This window comes from Citrobacter sp. Cpa228 (genome assembly GCF_030333085.1).
GTDB classification, from domain to species: Bacteria; Pseudomonadota; Gammaproteobacteria; order Enterobacterales; family Enterobacteriaceae; genus Citrobacter; species Citrobacter pasteurii.
In genome coordinates this window covers 25,116-46,705 of record NZ_JAOWGQ010000052.1, presented here as the reverse complement: position 1 = coordinate 46,705, position 21,590 = coordinate 25,116, and the positions used below count along the sequence as shown (strand labels likewise).

Sequence of the window (21,590 nt, the reverse complement as noted above, 5' to 3'; positions counted from 1 at the left end):
GTTATTCATGAATGATTTTACTGTTGGGCGGAGTCAGCGGATCGCGTACCGGATAAAAAATACCTTTGATCAACCCCGCTGAACGTACGATTAAATTAATAACGCTTTGCAGCCCATCTGTTAACGAGCGGTTTTGCACAATCTTCAACAAGGCAAATGCCAGTAAGGGTAGAAGCGCAACGGCAAACACATTGATATTAAAGGTGAGCAGCGCAACAAATAAGAGAATAAGGTAGAGCGCAAATACCGCCTCATTCCTCACGATGTTGAATGACTGGGAAAACCAGGGTTTCCCCCAACTACAACGCAAAAGCTCACCCGGAGCCTGGTAATAACCGCTGGTCCAGCGGCGCGCCAGCATCTTAAACGTCGGCAGCGTATGTGACGTATGGCTGAAGTAAGGAATATCCAGACGTCGCAGTTTATAGCCCGCTTCGCTTAAACGCAGACCCAGCTCAGCCTCTTCATAAGCGTGCAAATTACGGTTGGTCAGATAACCAATTTTTTCAATTGCCGACCGACGATACAGTCCGCCGCCCCCCAGATGATCGCTATCGCCAAGAGGATAGATTTTATTGATCCGCTGCTTACGAGACTTAAATTCATAGTTAACGGCATCATCCATTTCGACGGTACCGGCCACCCCGGCATAGTCCGGTTCCGCCTGCAAAAAGGCAACAGCCTGGTCAATGAAGCCATCCTCCAGCTCCATATCTCCATCCATCAGTAATAAATATTCCCCTTCGCTATACAGATAGCCCAACTGATGGCCCACCCCACAACAGCGATCGCCAGGATCGGTGAGTGACACTACCGTGACGCCTTTATTGGCTGCCAACTGTTGGGTGTTATCTGTCGACAGACTGTCAGCCACAATAATTTTATGCGGATACCCGACCAACTGACGCCGAATGCTGTCGATCGTTTTCTCAATACCTTTAGATTCGTTGAGCGTCTTAATACTCACGGAAATAAATGGCTTATTGTCCATGCCAGCCCCCTGCACTGCGAAGTACGGTTCGACGAATCACTAAGCTCGCCCCCAGCGATAAATAGAATAAGAACTGTAACATCGGCGTAATCATCAATATCTGGCTGTAAGGTAAGCTGATTAAACAACTGATAGCAAAAGCGTTAAACGCTGGCGCAAAGCTCAGTAACTGCAGATCCTGTTTATCCAACTGTTCAAGCATCAATATTGGTTTTGGCTGGCATACTTTCAGAATATAAATAAACAAGCCAATAAACAGCAGCGTGCCAATAATGCCAACTTCCCACAGCAGCATACTCAGCGCAGTCGAGTCTAAAATCAGGTTATAGATAATGTTCAAAAACCCAGGAGAGACCGTACTACCACTGTTTGTGGCATTAAGCCCGTAGCCAAATAATGTGCCCGACAGTCCCCATAGATCGTTATTTTTTAACCAGAACAGAAACGTTGTGAAACGCCCCAACTCTCCGGTCGACATGATGTAGTTCGGATCAAAAATATAGCTCAATGAATCAATAAAAATGCTTAATGAGCCTTTCGTCGGATCGCTGCCAAAAGCAGAAGAGTAGTACCAGGCCAGTATCATAATCGACAGGCCGATGAGCACCAGCATTCCTGCCACAATGATAAATAACGTCTTCAGGTTTACCTTACTGACATCTTTAACATAGCTCGGCGATATCCACACCCACGCCAGAAATATCGGTGACAGCAGGATGACAAACTTGACCTCACCAATGATGCATAACCCTATTCCAAGGATGATATGCAGCGCTGCGGATTTAAACGTCGTAAGCCCATGCTTATATTCAGAGAGTTTCAGCAACATAATTAACAGGCAAAATAACCCCATCGCCGCCGTATTGCCGCCACCCATTGGGTCTCCGCCAAATGTCCCTACCACGGAGTCCCATTTTTCATCTTCCCCGCGCACAGCCACACGCTGAGGAACAACCAGCAAAACCTGATAAATCATTACCGGGATTTGCGCATAGAACACCCAGTACAGATAGCGTGTCGCCCGATATATCTGCGATTCACGGCAAAAACCCAACAGCAAGCAAACCATCACCAACGATAACGCGATTTCGTTTTTGAAGGCCACTATTGCAACGGTGACCCCGCCCTGAATCAGGGTTGATGTTCCCGCCAGCACCAGAAAGGAAAAATACAGCGCAAGGATAATGGTTTCCTGTGCATCCAGACGCAGCGCCCCGTCTCGCGTCTGCATCACCAGTAATCCCACCATCAGTAATGTCAGGAAAAACGGGATCCACAACACGGACTGCATGCCGGTGAAATACTGCACCAGACCACACAGGATCAGCGTTATAAAGGTGTAGACCTGTAAATAATTTCCGGTATTCAGTGTCATGGCGTCACCGGCTTGTTTTTCAGGAGATTGGCCCGCTTGTTCATTTTCAGGTAAATGAACGCATAGCGAATAAATGTCAGTGAAGAGAACAATATTACTGATGCCGCATAATCATGGTAAAAATAGGGAACGACCACAAACGCCAGTAGCACAATCGCCAACTGTTCAAGTTGGATACGCAGAAAATAGCGGTGCGAACCAAAAATAAGCTCAATCACCGTTAAAGGACTTATCGCCAGCGCCGGGAACAAATAGGGCAGCATGTAGCGCGACGTTTCAATGGAGTTAATCCAGTCTTCGCTAAAACCCAGGCGCATCACAATGGGATAGAAAATAAAGACGCCTAAGGTACAGATAACCCCCAGCACTAGCAGCAGCATACGTACCTTCGTATACTCCTGATAATTGAAGGTGTTATTTCTGAAGTCGATGGACCATTTAGAAAAAATGGTATTGCGTACCGCGTTGCCGATAATCACTACCGGTGCCAGACAGAACCGGCTGACAACGGAAAAATACCCCGCCGTCAGCGCCGAAAACCAGAAGTTAATCAGCATAATAGGCAAGTTACTGCTCGCCATTGCCAGCACCTCAGCACTACCAACTTTGGTGATATGATGAATATTCTGTTTAAAAAATCGCAAATTACTTGCCGGGCGCAAATGCTGCGACGTCACCGAGCGAATATCAAACGAATGAAAAATACAGCTAGTGGTCAGCAATATCATGGCGCAGGCCCACGACCAGTAAAATGTCTGTACCTGGTGCGTGAGCAGTACCGAGAGCACCACCACCACGGAGACAGAAATACGCTGAAAGATTAGAAAATAAAAGTTGGCTGTCCGCAGCGATAAGTTTTCCGATATTAACGCCCACGCCGTTGAAAGCGTCAGCAAATAGAGAAACAGTATGTTCTGGTGAAACAACCACGCGGTCAGGACGGCATACGGTAACGCAATGAGCGCGCTTTGCAGCAAACAAAACACCACATTTTGCGCCAGCTCGTCATCCTGCTGTTTGGGAATCAACAGCTGGGAGGCAAAGGTACACACCTGCGCCCCCACCACCGCGATGCTGTAATTGAGCGCATACAGCCCAACCTCTGCCATATTGTACTTATGTGAGATCAACCAGATAGACAGCGCACCAATCAGCTGCGAAACGACTGATGAACTGGCTATCGTAGAAGCGCTCTTCAGTAAACTCATACACGACCTGGCGTAGTCATCAGTTGGTCAGTATTGAAGTTCAATGAGCGCAACCCTTCCTGCGTTTCAAGGTTTTTTTCCTCGACCGCATTCAACACTGCGCCAATCACCACGCCCTGATTATCCTCAATCTTATCCAGTGCGCCGGCAATATTCTCCGCAGAACCGGTCCCGGCTTTCACGATAAAGATAACCCCATCAACGGCTCGTTTGATCAGTTGGATATCCTGACTTTGATTCACCGCTGCAACGTCAATAATAATGCGTTGATACTGCGACTTCAGTTCGCGCATCACGGGTTCAACGTGCTCTGACGACAGCATCAGTAAAGAGGAAATGGTCGTCTTACCGTGGGGGATGAAATCAAGATTTTCAGTGATCTTAACCCGTGCCTTTTCAAGCGGAGCCTCTCCCCGCAACAGCTCCGCCACACCAGCAGAAGTCGCTGATGCCAGTTCAGAAGACAGCCCGTTGGTATTGAAGAAATCAGCATCAATAAGCAACGTTTTCTGATCGAAGCTGAATGAACTGGCCAACAAATTCGCCAGCAGAGAGCGCCCTTCACCCTGCTCCGCCGAAGCAATAGCGACCGTTTGCAGCGGCCGATTATCCAGCATAATTCGGGTGCGAATACCGTGGATGATATCGGCATTCAGCGGGTTCTTCAGTATCATATCCCGCACCTGTGCGCGTGCCGAAGTACCGGTAAATCGACGAATTTCGCCCAATGGCTCGACATTGAGACGTTTCTTCAGACGGCTCAGGGTGCTAATTGAATTATCCATTGCCGCTTTGACGATGAAATACATGATGCTGAATACCACAACCAACATCACCACCATCACGAGTAGCAGCGATTTATTCGGCTTAGACGGCTTTAACGGAGGAACGGCTGGATCATACAGCACCGCATCCGCATTAACCCCGGACAGCGACAATTCCTGAGTCCGCTGATAAAGCGTCTTATATAGATCTTCCATTTTATCTAACGCCAATTTTTGGCTGTTCCAGGCATCCCGTTTTGATGCCATCTTCTGGAAGATCTCTTTTTGCTCAGCAACCTGCTGCTGGTAATTCTTTTCGTCGGCCAGCGCAGCCAAATACTGCTGACGTAAGCCAAGTTTTAACTCACCCAGTACCCGACCCGTTTGATTTTGGATTGATTGCACATCGGCTTCTGCTTTTAAAATATTGGCACTTTTAGGCCCATACACTTTGCGCAGTTCCGACAACGTGCGCTGCGCCTGAATCAGCGCAATGCGTAAATCCTGAATCTGCGCATGGTCAGAAACTGATGGCAGCGAAATGATATCGCCTGAAGATTTCCCTCGGCTATTTACTTCATTGTAAACAGACTCCGCGGCGACACGACGTTGGGTCGCATCGGCAAGACGGTTGGTCACAATGCTTAACTGCTCTGTTTCAAAACCATCAATACCACGGAAAGTCAGCAGCCCAGAGTTTTTCAGGTAGCTATCCATTTCCTCTTTTTGTTTCGCTATCGATTTCTGAATCTCTTCCATTTTTTCAAAGTTGAGATTGCGAGCCTGCTCTGCTTTCAGACGCTTTTGATCGACCGTGTAGTTGATAAAGGCCTGAGCGACGCCATTGGCTATCTCAGCTGAAAGTTGAGGCGAGGAAGATTCATAAGAAATAGAGGCCAGATTAGTGGTACGGATACCGATGACCTTCAGATCTTTCGACAATGTTTTCAGCGCCTGATCAACCCTCAGTTGCTGATCTTCACTGCCAGAGCCGGGCTTCACCCCGGTAAAATCCGGGTTTTCATCCAGCTTCAGATCGCGGACCGCCTGCTCGAGGATAATGCGTGACTGCATCAGCGCATATTGCGTTTCGTAATATCCACTACGCGTTGAATCAAAACCATCCACCTGTGGAAACGGCGAAACGTTATCGGCTTGTGCCTTAATCAGCACCGTTGCCGTCGAGACATATTTTGATGACATCATGCTGATCAAGGGATACGCCACTACCCCGGCAATAATGCCGGCCAGCGCGATTTTCCAGGCATTCTTTTTCAGTTCTTTGGCAAAACGGGAGAAATCGACGGAGTTTTCTCGTTGCTTGCCGTTTTCCACTATAGATAGTTTCATCGTTAGAAGAACCCCATGCCAATAATCACGACATCCCCAGGACGAACAGAGTGCGTTAAATCAACATTCTCAAGTAGCTGATTGCTACCGGAGAGGCGAATGTTGATATCTTTGCGATCTGCACGGTCAGTAAATCCCCCCGCCTGAGCAATAGCTTTCTCTACGGTAAGTCCCGGCTCCCAGGCGAATCCATTCGGGCTTTTCACTTCCCCTGACGCGTAGAATTTGCGGAACTCGGCAATACTCACTGTCACCATGGGATTAACCATATACCCATTGCGCAAGCGTTGAGTTAATTCAATATTCACCTGTTCTGGTGTTTTATCTTTTAAACCCAGCACGCCGATATAAGGGAAGTTTATTGTTCCACTCTTATCCACGATAAACTTCATCGTCATTTCGGGTTCCCCGTAAACAACGATATTGACAGTATCCCCCGCCCCAATTCGGTAATCCTCTGCCACCGCAGCAGGATCGTCCATTAATGGTGGCCTAGACGTTGTGCATCCGACCAACAGGATACTGAGTAGCAAAAACGCGCACAGTTCTATTATTTTCATTTTAGATCTGAACCTTAGCTTTAAGCATAATCATAGAATTATCATAACCCAACGTTCTAATGACTTCCTGACTGTCGTCGGGACCGATATAAAACGAATCAGTATCCTTATTCGAATTTAAGGTATCTAATTGATATTTAATCTCAAAATTGACAGACGGCGTGTAGTCATAGCTCATGGTTACGCTAAATACACCATTTTTATCATGTCGATCCTTGTTCTGTTTTTTATAGTCTTCCGTGGTGTATGAGTAGTCCAGCAAAGTAGAAAAACGATTGCCCAGCCAGAAATGCTGATAAGAAATCCCATACTCAGTCACTAAGATATACCCCCCAACTTCCGAAGGGTCTTTAATACTTTGAGCAGAATGGGCGGTGAAGACTGACTGATTTAACGGCTTCCACTCCCCCTTTATATCCCAGTTTAGACCATTAAAATCACTCGAGTTTGCGGCATTTTCAAATGTTTTGTACAGCCATGAAATATTCATGTCGACGTTGGTTTTCCCCGTCAACTGCGATTTCAGACCGTAAAGCAAATAGTATTCATTACTGTCTTTTTCTGAGTTGTTATCATAGTGACGCTGATTAGTAATAAAACTATAGCGAAAGCGCGTTCTGGATGTGTATTGGTCAAAAACTTCAGCCACCAGACTATTTTCATGCCATTCCTGCTGCTGAATATAATTGTAAAAATCCGGGCTGGTATCCTGCACATCCGAGGTATTCCCGAACGTCAGTTTTTTATACAACAGTGCCAGTTCCGCTTTGCCGCGTCCATCTGGTGCGCCATAGCTATAGCGCAACTCACTGTTGATAAAATTATTCGTCAGCGGAGAGTTAATTCCATACTGGCGGAACTGGTTCGGCAAAAAGCCCTCTGTGATATCACGGCCGCGAGATTCATGTCCAATTGAATCTTCCAGATTCAGGGTTAAGCCGTGCATTTGCCCGTAACGCCAGGCACCGTTAAAACGGAAAAAATGGTCGTTATAGTTATCGGCAGAATCGCTTGAGTAGTTACGATAATCACCTGAATACATTAGCAAATACTTATCCTGGCCGCGCTCACCGATCATACTAAACACAGGCGCCGCGCTCTGGAAAGCTGAACCTATCGCATCGCGGTTATGGGGCTGATAAGTCACGTTATCATCATAACCGTAATCCACAGCAGCTTGGCCCTGGAAGTCGATCCCCGCAAAGCCAATGTGTGATTTCGGCGTTAGATCAGCCCATGCGGACTGCGATATCACGATTCCGGTAATAACTATTAATTTAGTATGCATTCTTACCGACAAATCCTTTGAAAATAGTTTTAATAATAATTTTTATATCCAGCCATAACGACCAGTTCTGAATATATTCAATATCATACTGAACGCGCTTTTCCATCTTATAAAGTGCATCGATTTCCCCACGGAAACCGTTAATCTGCGCAAGCCCGGTGATCCCCGGCTTAACTTTATGGCGGATCATGTAGTTTTCGACCTGTTTGCGGTACTGTTCATTATGCGTAACCGCATGAGGTCTGGGGCCGACAATAGACATACTTCCCTGCAATACATTAATGAATTGCGGGAGTTCATCAAGAGAGGTGCGTCGCAAGAAACTACCAAATTTTGTCACGCGCGGATCATTCTTAGTGGCCTGGATAACCGTATCGGAATTCTCCATAACTCGCATCGAGCGAAACTTCCATACCTTAATTTTTTGTCCGCTCAGGCCGTATCGATCTTGTTTGAAAAACACCGGACCACGGGAGGTAAGTTTAATACCAATAGCAATCGCTAACATCAGTGAGGAGATCATCACCATAATGATGCTACCGAGAATCAGGTCTTCCGCACGTTTAATAAATGAACCGGCTCCTTCAAACGGTGAGCTAAAGATGCCAATGGTTTGCAGATTGTGGATCGAGCGCAACTTGGACATATTGTTACTGTAGGTATAAAAATCAGGAACAATATAGGTATCTACCGTGGTATCTGACATCATGGCCAAAAAGTGACGGATACGATGTAATGCCACCATCGGCAATGCGATATAGATCTCGTCGATATTCCCTTGCTTAGCCTCTTCAACCAGATTAATGACAGGGCCGCGAAAGGGACTTTTAATCTTATCCACGATATCACCACAGCGGGACAACGCACGTTCGTCATAAAAAGCTAAATCTAATTTGATATTGGAATATTCAGCTATCAATGCATTTTCTGCTGCCACACCGTTGTCGGTCAGACCAATAATCGCCACACGAATGTTTTTTTTCGTTGAATATTTAAAAATGAAAAAACGAATAAAATAAAGAAAAGGTAAAGGAATGAAATACCAGTAAACAATAGGGGATAAAAATGACGGAGTCAGACTTGCCAGGTATCCAAGTGACTCTGGTTCGGCCACCGTCATGCTGATCACTTCGTTGAACGAGATTGCCAGCAGCGTACAGAAAAGTAGCCGTTTTTGGTTACGTATGCCGATGGTTTTTATCTTCTGCTGATACATTTTGGTGTATTCAGCAAGCAACAGGAAAAACACTGAGAAGAGGATACTCAGAATGACAATGGTCTTAAACGGCACCATATCTAACAGATGGGCGCTAAAAATTAACGTAATATTGATTACAATAAAATCGACCAGCTTTAAAAAGACTGGATATCCTTGACTGCTAATCTTTAGCGAATTTTTAAGCATATCTCAGCCCATTATTTATTGATATTTAATTATTTTTTTCTCTTTTCATGTTGCTAATTATATCACAAGTCTAAAAAACGCAATGGCACATTGTCAGTAAATGTAAAAAATAATGTTGACTAGTGTGACTATCACCCACGTTTCATTTATATCATTATGATTTTTATCATTAATTTCTGATTGGGCGTTTTATCGCCACCACCAAAAAAGATGATAATTTACAACACAACCGTTATTGACAGATAACAATTAGTAGACTATGAAAAGCCGCTATATGTATGATGAATAGCATAAAATCGTTTCTCTTTTTCCCCTAAATAGCCGTTAAAAATAATTAACTGCCCTGCAATACAAATAAAATCAATAAATCACATAGCGTTATTATTAATAATGATCAGCTTTCTTATTTGTAATTTTATTAAGAAAAATCTGCACCTGAGAAATAAATATATCAGTTCGTGATGCTTAAAAATCGTACTCGTACGCTCAGTCCCCCTAACGTATCGCTGCGCGACAACTGTGGGTGTGTACGGTGCAGACGAGCAATATCATTGACCAGCGCCAGCCCAATCCCCGCCCCGGGGACGTTGCCCACGTTTTCCAGACGATGAAACGGTAACAGCGCCTGATGCACCATTTGTTCATCAATGCCGGGCCCGCTGTCTTCAACCATCAGCACTACGGCCTCCCCTTCTCGCAATAGTCGGGCGGTCACCATCCCCCGCGCAGGCGTGTATTTCAGCGCATTATCCAGCAGATTCCCGCACAGCTCGCCGAGCAGGACATCATCCCCTTCAATCCACACCGCGTCCTGCTCCCCTTCATAGCCGAGATCGATAGCTTTGCTGCGCGCCTGCGCCAGGCGGGTAAAACAACTGGTTTGCACCACCTCAAACAGATTGACCGGTGAAAAGTGCCTTTCCCCCTGCTCTTTGCGCTTCACAGCCGAAAGTTGTAATAACCTTTCCGTCAGATGAATGGTGCTATCCAGCGTGGTACTCATGGCCTGTAAACTCTCATACCACTGCTGCGGTTGCGGGCTGGCGAGGGCGACCGCCGCCTGGGTTTTCAGCACCGCCAGCGGAGTTTTTAACTGATGAGAGGCATCAGCGCTGAAACGTTCCTGGCGCGAAATAAGCGCACGTAGCCGATCAATGTAGCGGTTGAATGCCACAATCAGCAGACGAGTCTCTGACCACGGCAGTAGCTCCGGCAGCGGTGTCAGCAACCCCGGCTCGCGGCGTACCATCAGCGATGACAACTGGCGCATCGGGCGTAACACCCGGCGCAGCAGCCAGCCAACCAGCACCAGCGTGAGCAGTACCAACAGCCCTTGCGAAACCCACGAGGAAAACAGCAACTGTCGCGCCAGATAGCGACGCGATTGCAGCGTTTCGGCGACATAAATCTCCGCCATACCGACAATCCCGCCTTCATTCACCGGCTGGAGCAGACGCGCCACGCGAATGGCCTCGCCGCGATATTCGGTGTGATAAAACCACGCCAGCGCCGGGTATAATTGGGTGCGCGAAGTGGCAGGCGGCATCTGCGGTAAATCGTCATAGCCTGAAATCACTTTCCCCGCCGGGTCCACCACCTTGTAGTACAGCCTGTCGTTCATGTTCAGTTCAAAGCTGTCCAGCACCACCCACGGCACGTTGACTTCCAGGTGTTTATTGCGCACCACCAGCCGCTCAGAAACCGTTCTGGCCGATGAGAGCAGCGTCCGGTCATACGCCTGCGTCGCGGCCTGTAATGCGCTTACGTAGCTGTTAAATGCCGACAGTCCCCACAGCAATAGCAGCGGCAGGCCAAGGAACATCAGCAGTTGCAGATACAACGACTGGGGCTTAACCCACCTCATCGCAGCGTTCCAGCACATAACCCAGGCCGCGCAGCGTGGCTATACGCACGTCGCTCCCTTGCAGTTTCTTCCGCAACCGATGGATATACAGCTCAATGCTTTCGGGGCTGACCTCATCGCTCAAACTGAACACCTGTTCGAACAACTGCTGACGCGAAACCGGACGCAACCGTCGGTACATCAGCACCGTCAGCAGCGCCTGTTCGCGTGGCGTGAGCGCCAGCGGTTGTCCCTGCAACAGAAAATAGCCTTCATCGTGAAACGCCAGCTCTCCTAGCTGCTGGATGCCCTGCACCTGTCCCGCACTGCGCCGCAGCAGAGCCCGCAGCCGGGCATCAAGTTCTTCGATTTCAAATGGCTTCGCCAGATAGTCATCAGCGCCTGCGTTGAGTCCCTTCACCCGATCCGCCACCGCGCTGCGTGCCGTCAACAGCAGAACGGGGAGCGTCTGCCCACGCTTACGCAGCCGTTGAACCACCTCAAGGCCGTCCAGTCCCGGCATATTGATGTCCAGTACCGCCAGCGCGTAGGTTTCGCTATGTAAAAGGTGATCGGCTGCCAAACCGTCAAAAACGCAGTCAACGGCAAAACCGTTTTGTACCAGCGCTTTCTCCAGCCAGTGAGCAAGTTCACGGTTATCTTCCGCTAATAAGAGACGCATATCACATCCTGTAAAGTTTCTGCCGCATTGAAAGGGAATTGAAAGGTTAATGTTTTAACAATCACGCAACCGAACTGCTACACATCGGCTCACATAATCACAAAAATAATCTTCCGTACCCGAAATCCGGTCATCCGGCGTGAGGATAAATAATGAAAAAACAATTACTTCGTACCCTTACTGCAAGCATGTTACTGATGAGTACCTCTGTTCTGGCGGAACAAGCGCCCTCGCGCACCGAATGTATCGCCCCGGCGAAACCCGGCGGAGGTTTTGATCTCACCTGTAAGCTGATTCAGGTGAGCATGATGGAAACCGGCGCCATCGAAAAACCGATGCGCGTGACCTATATGCCTGGCGGCGTGGGAGCCGTGGCGTATAACGCCATCGTCGCGCAACGCCCTGCCGAAGCCGGCACCGTGGTGGCCTTCTCCGGCGGCTCGCTGCTGAACCTGTCGCAGGGCAAATTTGGCCGCTACGGCGTCGATGATGTGCGCTGGCTGGCGAGTGTGGGCACCGACTACGGCATGATTGCCGTGCGCAACGATTCCCCGTGGAAGACGCTGAAAGACCTGCTGACGGCGATGGAGAAAGATCCCAACAGCGTGGTGATTGGCGCAGGTGCCTCTATTGGCAGTCAGGACTGGATGAAGTCGGCGCTGCTGGCGCAAAAGGCCAACGTCGATCCGCACAAGATGCGTTATGTGGCGTTTGAGGGCGGCGGCGAGCCGGTCACCGCGCTGATGGGCAATCACGTGCAGGTGGTTTCAGGCGATCTCAGTGAGATGGTGCCTTATCTCAGCGGCGACAAAATCCGCGTACTGGCGGTGTTCTCTGATGAACGCCTGCCGGGTCAGTTAGCCAATGTCCCTACCGCCAAAGAGCAAGGCTATGACCTCGTGTGGCCGATCATCCGTGGCTTCTACGTTGGGCCAAAAGTCAGCGACGCCGAGTATCAATGGTGGGTGGACGCCTTTAACAAACTCCAGCAGTCCGATGAGTTTAAAAAACAGCGCGATCTCCGTGGCCTGTTCGAGTTCAACATGAGCGGGAAGCAACTCGACGCCTACGTGAAGAAGCAGGTCACCGATTATCGTGAGCAGGCAAAAGCCTTCGGTCTGGCGAAATAAGTCCGGGGACAAAGATGATGAGCGATCGTATTTTCGCGGGTATCTGGCTGCTGCTCTGTATAGCCGGGCTGTTCGTGGCCTGGCAAATCAGCAGCGAATACAGCTATGAACCCGTCGGGCCACGTCCCTTTCCACTTGGCATTATTAGCTTGATGCTCTTGTGTGCCGTCGCGCTGCTGTTGCGCCACCCGGACACCATCAGTTGGCCTCGCCGCCACGTGCTGCAAAAGTTGCTCACGATGGTGATTGTGTTGTTGATGTACACCTGGGGGTTTGAATGGTTGGGCTTTCCCATTGCCACCGCCATTCTCACCGTGGTGATTGGCATGCTGTTCGGCGCAACCATCCCGGCAGCGGGCATTTCCGGTTCGGTTCTCGGCATTCTGTTGTGGTATGCCTTCGACCGACTGCTTGACGTCACCTTACCACTCGGCGCCTGGCTGGGTTAACGGAGAAACGATGGATACCTGGATTTATCTTTCTCAGGGTTTCGCGGTGGCGATGACGCCGGAAAACCTGGTTATTGCCTTGATCGGCTGCTTTGTCGGCACCATCGTTGGGTTGCTGCCTGGCCTGGGGCCGATCAACGGCGTGGCGATCCTGCTGCCGCTGGCCTTCGCTTTGCATCTCCCTGCGGAGTCTGCGCTGATCCTGTTGGCAACTGTTTATATCGGCTGCGAGTACGGCGGGCGCATCTCCTCTATCCTGCTCAATGTTCCTGGCGATGCGGCAGCCATTATGACCGCCCTTGACGGCTATCCAATGGCCCAACAGGGACGCGGCGGCGTGGCGCTTTCTATCTCAGCAGTCAGTTCTTTCTTCGGTTCGCTTATCGCTATCGGCGGCATCATTCTGTTTGCCCCGGCGTTAGCCCAGTGGTCGCTGGCCTTCGGTCCGGCGGAATACTTTGCCTTAATGGTCTTTGCCATTGCCTGTCTCGGCAGCATGATGGCGCAGAACCCACTGAAATCATTTCTGGCAGCGCTGATCGGTCTCGGCCTTGCGACCGTCGGCGTAGACGCCAACACCGGGGTTTATCGCTTCACCTTTGACAGTGTTCATCTCTCCGACGGTGTGCAATTTATCGTAGTAGTGATTGGGCTGTTCTCTGTCTCAGAAATATTATTAATGCTGGAACATACCAGCAGTGGCCAGACGCTGGTGCGTAAAACGGGCCGTATGCTGTTCAATGCCAAAGAAGGTATGCAGTGCGTGGGCGCAACGCTGCGCTCATCGGTGATTGGCTTTTTCGTCGGCGTCCTGCCCGGCGCCGGGGCCACCATCGCCAGTGCTATCACCTACATGACCGAGAAAAAGCTCAGCGGTAACAGCGACAGCTTTGGGAAAGGGGACATTCGTGGTGTTGCCGCACCTGAGGCGGCCAACAACGCCTCGGCCTGCGGCTCGTTTATCCCAATGCTGACGCTCGGCGTGCCAGGTTCGGGCACCACGGCGGTAATGATGGGGGCGCTGACGCTGTACAACATCACGCCGGGGCCGGCAATGTTCACCGAACAACCGGATATCGTCTGGGGACTGATCGCGGCGCTGCTGATTGCCAACGTGATGCTGCTGGTGATGAACATCCCGTTAATCGGTCTGTTCACCCGCATGCTGACCATTCCGCTGTGGTTCCTGGTTCCGGCCATTGCGGCGGTTTCGGCGGTCGGTGTGTATGCCGTCCACAGCACGACCTTCGATCTGGTACTGATGGTCGGTCTCGGCGTACTGGGATACATTTTGCGTAAAATGCACTTCCCGATGTCGCCATTGATTCTGGGCTTCGTTCTGGGAGAAATGCTGGAGCAGAACCTGCGTCGTGCCCTGTCCATCAGTAATGGCAGCATGGATATTCTGTGGGCCAGCGGCGTGGCGAAAGTCCTGCTGGTGATGGCGGTCATGGTTATCGTTATCCCGCCAGTGCTGCGCCTGATCCGCAAACGCAACAATAAGCCGCAGGTGGATATCGGCTAACAAATTGCCGGATGGCGCAGTTCACAACGCCATCCGGCATTTTCATCTTCATTCCTGAAATGCACTGAGTACGTGTTCGACAAACTGCGTCAGTTTCGGCAATGGGCGTAAATCCTGGCGCCACAGCAGATGAATCGGTCGCGGCTCTGGCGTAAACCCTTCCAGCACCCGGACCAGTTTGCCGCTGGCAAGCTCTTCCGCCAGTAACACCTCTGGTTGTAACAACAAACCCGCGCCCGCCACTGCCGCCATACGCAGGCCATGACCATCATTACAGCGTAGAATCGCATCACGTTTCCACCTGACCTCACCCGCCACACCCGGCAGTTTCCATTCATTACGTGCCGTCCACACGGTATGCGACAAACACAGATGATCCACCAGATCCACGGGCGTTCGTGGAGTGCCGTATCGGGCAAGATAGTCCGGCGACGCACAGATAGCCATACGGTACGGACACAGATATTTCGCCACCACATCCGTCTGATGAATATCGCCAATGCGGATCGCCAGATCGATACCTTCATCCACCAGATCGACCATTCGGTTGGTCAGATCTAACTCAATGCGTACCTCTGGCCAGGTTTGCAAAAAATCCGCGGCCAGCGGCGAGATAACACAGGCCCCAAAGGAAGTAGGCGCGCTGATGCGCAACGTGCCCGCAGGAGCCAGCCGCAAACGCTCTACCGAGCGTTCGGCTATCGACACTTGTTCCAACACTCGCCGGGCTTCCTCAAAACAGACACGCCCGGCATCGGTCAGACTCTGACGGCGTGTGTTACGTTCCAGCAAACGCGTACCGAGCTGCGCTTCCAGCAGGGAGATATATTTCCCCACCATCACCGCAGATATCTCCAGTCGCGTAGCCGCACCGGTAAAGCTTCCACTTTCCACCACCGCGATAAACGTTTCCATGCCGCGCAGCTTATCCATATTGCAAACCTCTGGTTAGTAATCATCTAACTTTTAGCCAGTTTATCTGATTTCATTTTCATTAAAGAATAGCGGCTCACACTATTGCGGAGGTGGTTATGAAAATCGTCATTATTGGTGCCAGCGGTACAGTGGGTCGTGCAGTCACAGAGACGTTGAGCCGTAAACATGAGGTTATCCGCGTGGGCCGCACGCAGGGTGATTACCTGGTCGATATCACCTCACAAGAGAGCGTACAGGCGCTATTTGAAAAAACAGGACGCGTGGATGCGATTGTTTCCGCCACCGGCAATCTGTTCTTTGGGCCGTTGTCGACGATGACCGACGAAGACTTTAATCAGGGGTTACAGGATAAACTGTTAGGTCAGATACGCCTGGCCTTAACGGGACAGCATTTTCTCAACGATGGCGGCTCGATTACGCTGATTAGCGGCATTATCGCCCATGAGCCCATTGCCCAGGGGGCAAATGCGGCAACGATCAATGCCGGTCTGGAAGGATTTGTGCGCGCGGCTGCCTGTGAGCTGGAACGTGGTCAGCGTATTAACCTGATAAGCCCGACCGTTCTCAGTGAATCTGCTGAAGCCTACGACGGTTTCTTCCCGGGCTTTGAAAGCGTGCCAGCGGCAACTGTGGCCAACACTTACCGCCGCAGCGTGGAAGGCATTCAAACGGGACGTATTTATAAAGTCGGTTACTAACATTTTTACTGCCGCTGTGCCCCAGCGGCGGCAGTATTATTAATCCTCTGTTTTTAAATAATATTCTCCTGTTTATCTCCCGCGCTTTTCATTTAACCCCACCCTTTATAATGTTAAATATTTGTTGCTTTTGATCACAAATAATAAACAAACAAGCTCGTTCTGTGCGCGCTTTCCAAAAATGTAGATATTTTTAATTTATGGCTACGAAACGAGCATCGCCATGTCTCCCTGACAATCTACTGAGAGGATCGATTCTGATGAACGCACTGACTGCCGTACAACCGAACGCTGAAGATCCAGCCCAGCACTACAGCGGTTTCACGTTGAAACCATCAGCCCAGTCTCCACGCTTACTGGAGCTGACTTTCTGTGCTGAAACTACGGAGCAATTTCTGCAAGCCGTCGCACAGTGGCCGGTGCAGGCACTGGAATACAAATCCTTCTTGCGCTTCAAAGTCGGCAAAATCCTCGATGACCTGTGCGGCAATCAGTTGCAGCCTCTGCTACTAAAAACCTTGCTGGATCGTGCTGAAGGCGCACTGCTGATCAATGCCGTGGGCGTGGATGATGTGGCGCAGGCGGAAGAGATGGTCAAGCTGGCGACGGCGGTAGCGCATCTTATCGGGCGCTCCAATTTTGATGCGATGAGCGGGCAATACTACGCGCGATTTGTGGTGAAAAACGTCGATAACTCCGACAGCTACCTGCGCCAGCCGCACCGCGTGATGGAGCTACACAACGACGGTACCTACCTCGAAGAGGTAACCGACTACGTACTGATGATGAAAATCGACGAGCAGAACATGACCGGCGGTAACTCGCTGCTGCTGCACCTCGACGACTGGGAACATCTGGATCAGTACTTTACCCATCCGCTGGCACGTCGCCCCATGCGCTTTGCCGCACCGCCTAGCAAAAACGTGAGCCAGGACGTGTTCCATCCGGTGTTTGACGTTGACCAGCAGGGCCGTCCGGTGATGCGTTACATCGATCAGTTCGTCCAGCCAAAAGACTATGAAGAAGGCGTCTGGCTGAGCGACCTGTCCGACGCGCTGGAAACCAGCAAGAACATTCTTTCCGTTCCGGTTTCAGTGGGTAAATTCCTGCTGATCAACAACCTGTTCTGGCTGCACGGTCGCGATCGCTTTACATCGCACCCAGACCTGCGCCGTGAACTGATGCGTCAGCGTGGTTATTTCGCTTACGCGACAAACCACTACCAGACCCATCAGTAAGCGCGAAGGAAAAAAGCGGATGTATGATTTTGTGATTATTGGCGGCGGCATTATTGGCATGTCGACCGCCATGCAGCTGATTGATGTCTACCCGGATGCCAGAATCGCGCTACTGGAAAAAGAGTCCGGCCCGGCCTGCCACCAGACGGGCCACAACAGCGGCGTAATTCATGCCGGGGTCTATTACACTCCCGGTAGCCTGAAGGCGCAGTTTTGCCTGGCCGGAAATCGCGCCACCAAAGCCTTTTGCGACCAAAACGGCATCCGCTATGACGTTTGCGGAAAAATGCTGGTTGCCACCTCGGCGCTGGAAATGGAGCGGATGCGCGCGTTATGGGATCGCACTGCCGCTAACGGTTTAGAGCGCGAGTGGTTAAACGCCGAAGAACTGCGTGAGCGTGAGCCAAACATTACCGGACTGGGCGGTATTTTTGTCCCGTCGAGCGGGATCGTCAGCTACCGCGAAGTCACCGCCGCGATGGCGAAAATTTTCCAGACCAGGGGCGGTGAGATTGTTTACAACGCCGAAGTCAGCGCGCTGAAAGAGCACGCGGCGGGCGTTATCGTGCAGACCCGCCAGGGCCTGGAATATGAGGGCGCAACGCTGATTACCTGCTCTGGCCTGATGGCGGATCGACTGGTGAAAATGCTTGGCATCGACCCCGGATTCATCATCTGCCCGTTCCGCGGCGAATACTTCCGCCTGGCGTCAGAACATAACCAGATAGTCAATCATCTGATCTACCCGATCCCCGATCCGGCGATGCCATTCCTTGGTGTGCATCTGACCCGGATGATTGACGGCAGCGTCACGGTCGGCCCCAACGCGGTGCTGGCATTTAAACGCGAAGGCTACCGTAAACGCGACTTCTCGCTCAGCGATACGCTGGAGATCTTCGGCTCTTCCGGCATCCGCCGCGTGCTGCAAAACAACCTGCGTTCCGGGCTTGGTGAAATGAAGAATTCGCTGTGCAAGAGCGGTTATCTGCGACTGGTGCAAAAGTACTGCCCGAGCCTGACGCAAAACGATCTGCAGCCGTGGCCTGCAGGTGTGCGGGCACAGGCGGTGTCACCGGACGGCAAACTGATCGATGATTTTCTGTTTGTCACCACGCCACGCTCAATTCATACCTGTAATGCCCCGTCTCCTGCGGCAACGTCAGCAATCCCTATCGGCGCACATATCGTCAGCAAAGTTCACGCCCTGCTGGAGAACCAGAATAATCCCGGACGCACGCTGCGTGCGGCACGTAGCGTGGAGACATTACACGCCGCATTCACCCGTTAAAACGATGAAGACAGGAAGCAATTATGCAACTTAACGATCCCACCTTATTTCGCCAGCAGGCACTGATCGACGGCAACTGGCGTAACGCCAACAGCGGCGAGACCCTCGCGGTGACCAACCCCGCTAACGGTCAGCAATTGGGTAGCGTACCGAAAATGGGGGCGGATGAAACCCGCGAAGCCATTAACGCCGCGAATCGCGCCCTACCCGCGTGGCGGGCGCTGACCGCCAAAGAGCGGGCCAATATCCTGCGCCGCTGGTTCAACCTGATGATTGAGCACCAGGACGATCTCGCCCGCCTGATGACCCTGGAACAAGGCAAACCGCTGGCGGAGGCCAAAGGCGAAATCACCTACGCCGCTTCCTTTATTGAGTGGTTTGCCGAAGAGGGCAAACGCATTTATGGCGATACGATCCCTGGCCATCAGGCCGACAAACGCCTGATCGTCATCAAGCAGCCGATCGGCGTTACTGCCGCGATTACGCCGTGGAACTTCCCGGCGGCGATGATCACCCGCAAAGCCGGCCCGGCGCTGGCGGCAGGTTGCACCATGGTGCTTAAACCGGCCAGCCAGACGCCATTCTCCGCGCTGGCGCTGGCAGAGCTTGCTAATCGCGCCGGGATCCCGGCAGGCGTTTTCAGCGTGGTGACGGGGTCAGCCAGTGCTGTTGGTAATGAGCTGACCGGCAACCCGCTGGTGCGCAAGCTGTCATTTACCGGCTCCACTGAGATTGGACGCCAGCTAATGCAGCAGTGCGCCAAAGATATCAAGAAGGTGTCGCTGGAGCTGGGCGGCAATGCGCCGTTTATCGTCTTTGATGATGCCGACCTTGATAAAGCCGTGGAAGGCGCGCTGGCCTCGAAGTTTCGTAACGCCGGGCAGACCTGCGTCTGCGCCAACCGTCTGTATGTTCAGGACAGCGTGTATGAGCAGTTTGCCGACAAGCTCCAGCAGGCGGTGAACAAACTGCACCTCGGCGATGGTCTGCAACCTGACGTCACCACCGGGCCGCTGATCGATGAAAAAGCTGTCGCCAAGGTGCAGGAGCACATCGCCGATGCCCTGGATAAAGGCGCACGCATTATCACGGGCGGTAAACCTCACGCGCTCGGCGGAAATTTCTTCCAGCCCACCATTCTGGTGGATGTGCCTGCCAACGCGAAGGTCGCCAAAGAAGAGACGTTTGGCCCGCTGGCGCCGCTGTTTCGCTTTAAAGACGAAGCGGACGTCATCGCTCAGGCCAACGACACCGAGTTTGGTCTGGCAGCCTATTTCTACGCCCGTGATTTAAGCCGGGTATTCCGCGTTGGTGAAGCGCTGGAGTACGGCATTGTCGGCATTAATACCGGCATCATCTCCAACGAAGTCGCCCCGTTTGGCGGCATTAAAGCCTCTGGTCTTGGCCGCGAAGGTTCGAAGTACGGCATCGAAGACTACTTAGAAATCAAATATATGTGTATTGGCCTTTAATAAAATAAATACTGGAGAACACCTGATGAGCACCAATAAAGAACTCATGCAACGTCGCAGCAACGCCGTTCCCCGTGGCGTAGGACAGATCCACCCGATTTTTGCCGAACGCGCAGAAAACTGCCGGGTCTGGGACGTTGAAGGCCGTGAGTTCCTCGATTTTGCTGGCGGTATTGCGGTGTTGAATACCGGTCACCTGCATCCGCAGATTGTCTCTGCGGTGGAAACGCAGTTAAAAAAGCTGTCCCATACCTGTTTCCAGGTACTGGCCTATGAGCCGTACCTCGAGCTGTGCGAAATGATGAACAAGAAAGTGCCGGGCGATTTCGCCAAGAAAACCCTGCTGGTAACGACCGGCTCCGAAGCGGTTGAAAACGCGGTAAAAATCGCCCGCGCCGCCACCAAACGCAGCGGCACGATCGCCTTCAGCGGCGCTTACCACGGTCGTACCCATTACACCCTGTCGCTGACCGGGAAAGTCAACCCGTACTCTGCCGGAATGGGGCTGATGCCAGGCCATGTGTATCGCGCGCTTTACCCGTGCCCGCTGCACGGCATCAGTGACGACGATGCTATCGCCAGCATTCATCGCATCTTCAAAAACGATGCCGCACCGGAAGACGTTGCCGCCATTGTGATTGAACCCGTCCAGGGCGAAGGGGGTTTTTACGCCGCCTCGCCTGCTTTTATGCAACGACTGCGCGCCATTTGTGACGAGCACGGCATCATGCTGATTGCCGATGAAGTACAGAGCGGCGCGGGCCGTACCGGTACGTTGTTTGCCATGGAGCAGATGGGCGTTGCGCCCGATCTCACTACCTTCGCCAAATCCATCGCCGGAGGTTTCCCGCTGGCGGGCGTGACCGGACGCGCCGACGTCATGGACGCTATTCCTCCGGGCGGTCTGGGCGGTACCTATGCCGGTAACCCGATTGCCTGTGCCGCCGCGCTGGCGGTACTGAACATTTTCGAGCAGGAAAACCTGCTGCAAAAAGCCAACGATCTGGGGCAAACCCTGCGTGAAGGCCTGCTGGCCATTGCGGAAACCCACCGCGAGATTGGCGACGTACGCGGGCTGGGGGCGATGATTGCTATCGAACTGTTCGAAGATGGCGACCATACGAAACCAGACGCCAAACTGACCGCCGAAATTGTCGCGCGTGCACGTGATAAGGGACTGATCCTGCTCTCCTGCGGGCCTTACTACAACGTGCTGCGCATCCTTGTCCCACTGACCATTGAAGATGCGCAAATCCGCCAGGGGTTGGACATCATCGCGCAATGTTTTGCCGAGGCGAAGCAAGGTTAACACTCCTGCATCCGAGCCGGATGGCGACGCAAATGCGTCTTATCCGGCCTACAAAAAACGCAATCCGTAGGCCGGATAA

The 21,590-nt window shown here is 51.6% G+C and carries 18 protein-coding genes; 8 read left to right on the top strand and 10 right to left on the bottom strand.

Annotated features, from left to right (window positions below; translation table 11 throughout):
- Position 1 precedes the first annotated feature (1 nt).
- From OGX91_RS15395 to tctD, 9 genes are all read right to left on the bottom strand, one after another.
- Positions 2-991 carry a glycosyltransferase family 2 protein gene (locus OGX91_RS15395; protein WP_286626718.1) on the bottom strand — a complete coding sequence of 330 codons (990 nt, stop codon included), beginning with the start codon at positions 989-991 and terminating at the stop codon, positions 2-4.
- A complete protein-coding gene (locus OGX91_RS15390; RefSeq protein WP_005122979.1) occupies positions 981-2,366 on the bottom strand; it encodes a hypothetical protein in 1,386 nt (461 codons plus the stop codon). Before OGX91_RS15390 ends, OGX91_RS15395 begins: the two co-directional genes overlap by 11 nt.
- The gene (locus OGX91_RS15385) at positions 2,363-3,574 is read right to left on the bottom strand and encodes a lipopolysaccharide biosynthesis protein (protein WP_040233323.1); all 1,212 of its coding nucleotides are present in this window, start codon (positions 3,572-3,574) and stop codon (positions 2,363-2,365) included. The genes OGX91_RS15390 and OGX91_RS15385 overlap by 4 nt, the downstream gene beginning before the upstream one ends.
- Positions 3,571-5,688 carry a GumC family protein gene (locus tag OGX91_RS15380; protein ID WP_149692468.1) on the bottom strand — a complete coding sequence of 706 codons (2,118 nt, stop codon included), beginning with the start codon at positions 5,686-5,688 and terminating at the stop codon, positions 3,571-3,573. Before OGX91_RS15380 ends, OGX91_RS15385 begins: the two co-directional genes overlap by 4 nt.
- 2 nt (positions 5,689-5,690) lie before the next feature.
- The gene (locus OGX91_RS15375) at positions 5,691-6,248 is read right to left on the bottom strand and encodes a polysaccharide biosynthesis/export family protein (protein WP_040233320.1); all 558 of its coding nucleotides are present in this window, start codon (positions 6,246-6,248) and stop codon (positions 5,691-5,693) included.
- A 1-nt stretch (position 6,249) separates the two neighbouring features.
- Complete coding sequence (locus tag OGX91_RS15370) at positions 6,250-7,536, bottom strand: outer membrane beta-barrel protein (protein WP_040233319.1); 1,287 nt, start codon at positions 7,534-7,536, stop codon at positions 6,250-6,252.
- Complete coding sequence (locus OGX91_RS15365) at positions 7,526-8,941, bottom strand: undecaprenyl-phosphate glucose phosphotransferase (RefSeq protein WP_040233318.1); 1,416 nt, start codon at positions 8,939-8,941, stop codon at positions 7,526-7,528. The genes OGX91_RS15370 and OGX91_RS15365 overlap by 11 nt, the downstream gene beginning before the upstream one ends.
- A 451-nt stretch (positions 8,942-9,392) precedes the next feature.
- Complete coding sequence (locus tag OGX91_RS15360) at positions 9,393-10,805, bottom strand: sensor histidine kinase (protein ID WP_286626714.1); 1,413 nt, start codon at positions 10,803-10,805, stop codon at positions 9,393-9,395.
- Positions 10,792-11,466 carry a transcriptional regulator TctD gene (gene tctD / locus OGX91_RS15355; RefSeq protein WP_182289987.1) on the bottom strand — a complete coding sequence of 225 codons (675 nt, stop codon included), beginning with the start codon at positions 11,464-11,466 and terminating at the stop codon, positions 10,792-10,794. Before tctD ends, OGX91_RS15360 begins: the two co-directional genes overlap by 14 nt.
- Before the next feature lie 152 nt (positions 11,467-11,618).
- Here tctD and OGX91_RS15350 point away from each other — a divergent pair, with 152 nt between their 5' ends.
- Genes OGX91_RS15350 through OGX91_RS15340 form a run of 3 tightly spaced genes read left to right on the top strand, consistent with a single transcriptional unit; the run spans position 11,619 to position 14,570 of the window.
- Positions 11,619-12,596, top strand: a complete 978-nt coding sequence (locus OGX91_RS15350) for a Bug family tripartite tricarboxylate transporter substrate binding protein (protein ID WP_286626712.1) — start codon at positions 11,619-11,621, stop codon at positions 12,594-12,596.
- 14 nt (positions 12,597-12,610) lie between these two features.
- Complete coding sequence (locus OGX91_RS15345) at positions 12,611-13,045, top strand: tripartite tricarboxylate transporter TctB family protein (RefSeq protein WP_199947813.1); 435 nt, start codon at positions 12,611-12,613, stop codon at positions 13,043-13,045.
- Between the two features lie 10 nt (positions 13,046-13,055).
- Entirely contained in the window at positions 13,056-14,570 is a 1,515-nt protein-coding gene (locus OGX91_RS15340) for a tripartite tricarboxylate transporter permease (protein ID WP_005122965.1), read from the top strand.
- A gap of 48 nt (positions 14,571-14,618) precedes the next feature.
- On the opposite strand, the gene OGX91_RS15335 is transcribed toward OGX91_RS15340, so the two are convergent.
- Complete coding sequence (locus tag OGX91_RS15335) at positions 14,619-15,503, bottom strand: LysR substrate-binding domain-containing protein (protein WP_286626710.1); 885 nt, start codon at positions 15,501-15,503, stop codon at positions 14,619-14,621.
- Between the two features lie 98 nt (positions 15,504-15,601).
- Between OGX91_RS15335 and OGX91_RS15330 the strand changes: the two genes are divergently transcribed.
- From OGX91_RS15330 to gabT, 5 genes are all read left to right on the top strand, one after another.
- Positions 15,602-16,204, top strand: coding sequence for a short chain dehydrogenase (locus OGX91_RS15330; protein ID WP_286626708.1), 603 nt, complete (start codon positions 15,602-15,604; stop codon positions 16,202-16,204).
- A gap of 260 nt (positions 16,205-16,464) precedes the next feature.
- On the top strand, positions 16,465-17,442 hold the full coding sequence (gene glaH, locus OGX91_RS15325; protein WP_005122961.1) for a glutarate dioxygenase GlaH: 978 nt from the start codon (positions 16,465-16,467) through the stop codon (positions 17,440-17,442).
- 19 nt (positions 17,443-17,461) lie between these two features.
- Positions 17,462-18,730 (top strand): L-2-hydroxyglutarate dehydrogenase, encoded by a 1,269-nt coding sequence (gene lhgD, locus OGX91_RS15320; RefSeq protein ID WP_199947812.1) that lies wholly within the window; start codon positions 17,462-17,464, stop codon positions 18,728-18,730.
- Positions 18,731-18,753: 23 nt separating this feature from the next.
- Entirely contained in the window at positions 18,754-20,202 is a 1,449-nt protein-coding gene (gabD, locus tag OGX91_RS15315) for an NADP-dependent succinate-semialdehyde dehydrogenase (RefSeq protein ID WP_040233304.1), read from the top strand.
- A 25-nt stretch (positions 20,203-20,227) separates the two neighbouring features.
- Complete coding sequence (gene gabT, locus OGX91_RS15310) at positions 20,228-21,511, top strand: 4-aminobutyrate--2-oxoglutarate transaminase (protein WP_199947810.1); 1,284 nt, start codon at positions 20,228-20,230, stop codon at positions 21,509-21,511.
- Positions 21,512-21,590 lie beyond the last annotated feature (79 nt).

Coding starts and splice junctions, on each gene's coding strand:
- lhgD (WP_199947812.1), top strand. CDS start 17,462: ATGTATGATTTTGTGATTATTGGCGGCGGCATTATTGGCATGTCGACC.
- OGX91_RS15380 (WP_149692468.1), bottom strand. CDS start 5,688: ATGAAACTATCTATAGTGGAAAACGGCAAGCAACGAGAAAACTCCGTC.
- OGX91_RS15375 (WP_040233320.1), bottom strand. CDS start 6,248: ATGAAAATAATAGAACTGTGCGCGTTTTTGCTACTCAGTATCCTGTTG.
- OGX91_RS15385 (WP_040233323.1), bottom strand. CDS start 3,574: ATGAGTTTACTGAAGAGCGCTTCTACGATAGCCAGTTCATCAGTCGTT.
- tctD (WP_182289987.1), bottom strand. CDS start 11,466: ATGCGTCTCTTATTAGCGGAAGATAACCGTGAACTTGCTCACTGGCTG.
- gabT (WP_199947810.1), top strand. CDS start 20,228: ATGAGCACCAATAAAGAACTCATGCAACGTCGCAGCAACGCCGTTCCC.
- OGX91_RS15395 (WP_286626718.1), bottom strand. CDS start 991: ATGGACAATAAGCCATTTATTTCCGTGAGTATTAAGACGCTCAACGAA.
- gabD (WP_040233304.1), top strand. CDS start 18,754: ATGCAACTTAACGATCCCACCTTATTTCGCCAGCAGGCACTGATCGAC.
- glaH (WP_005122961.1), top strand. CDS start 16,465: ATGAACGCACTGACTGCCGTACAACCGAACGCTGAAGATCCAGCCCAG.
- OGX91_RS15370 (WP_040233319.1), bottom strand. CDS start 7,536: ATGCATACTAAATTAATAGTTATTACCGGAATCGTGATATCGCAGTCC.
- OGX91_RS15360 (WP_286626714.1), bottom strand. CDS start 10,805: ATGAGGTGGGTTAAGCCCCAGTCGTTGTATCTGCAACTGCTGATGTTC.
- OGX91_RS15350 (WP_286626712.1), top strand. CDS start 11,619: ATGAAAAAACAATTACTTCGTACCCTTACTGCAAGCATGTTACTGATG.
- OGX91_RS15390 (WP_005122979.1), bottom strand. CDS start 2,366: ATGACACTGAATACCGGAAATTATTTACAGGTCTACACCTTTATAACG.
- OGX91_RS15330 (WP_286626708.1), top strand. CDS start 15,602: ATGAAAATCGTCATTATTGGTGCCAGCGGTACAGTGGGTCGTGCAGTC.
- OGX91_RS15335 (WP_286626710.1), bottom strand. CDS start 15,503: ATGGATAAGCTGCGCGGCATGGAAACGTTTATCGCGGTGGTGGAAAGT.
- OGX91_RS15340 (WP_005122965.1), top strand. CDS start 13,056: ATGGATACCTGGATTTATCTTTCTCAGGGTTTCGCGGTGGCGATGACG.
- OGX91_RS15365 (WP_040233318.1), bottom strand. CDS start 8,941: ATGCTTAAAAATTCGCTAAAGATTAGCAGTCAAGGATATCCAGTCTTT.
- OGX91_RS15345 (WP_199947813.1), top strand. CDS start 12,611: ATGATGAGCGATCGTATTTTCGCGGGTATCTGGCTGCTGCTCTGTATA.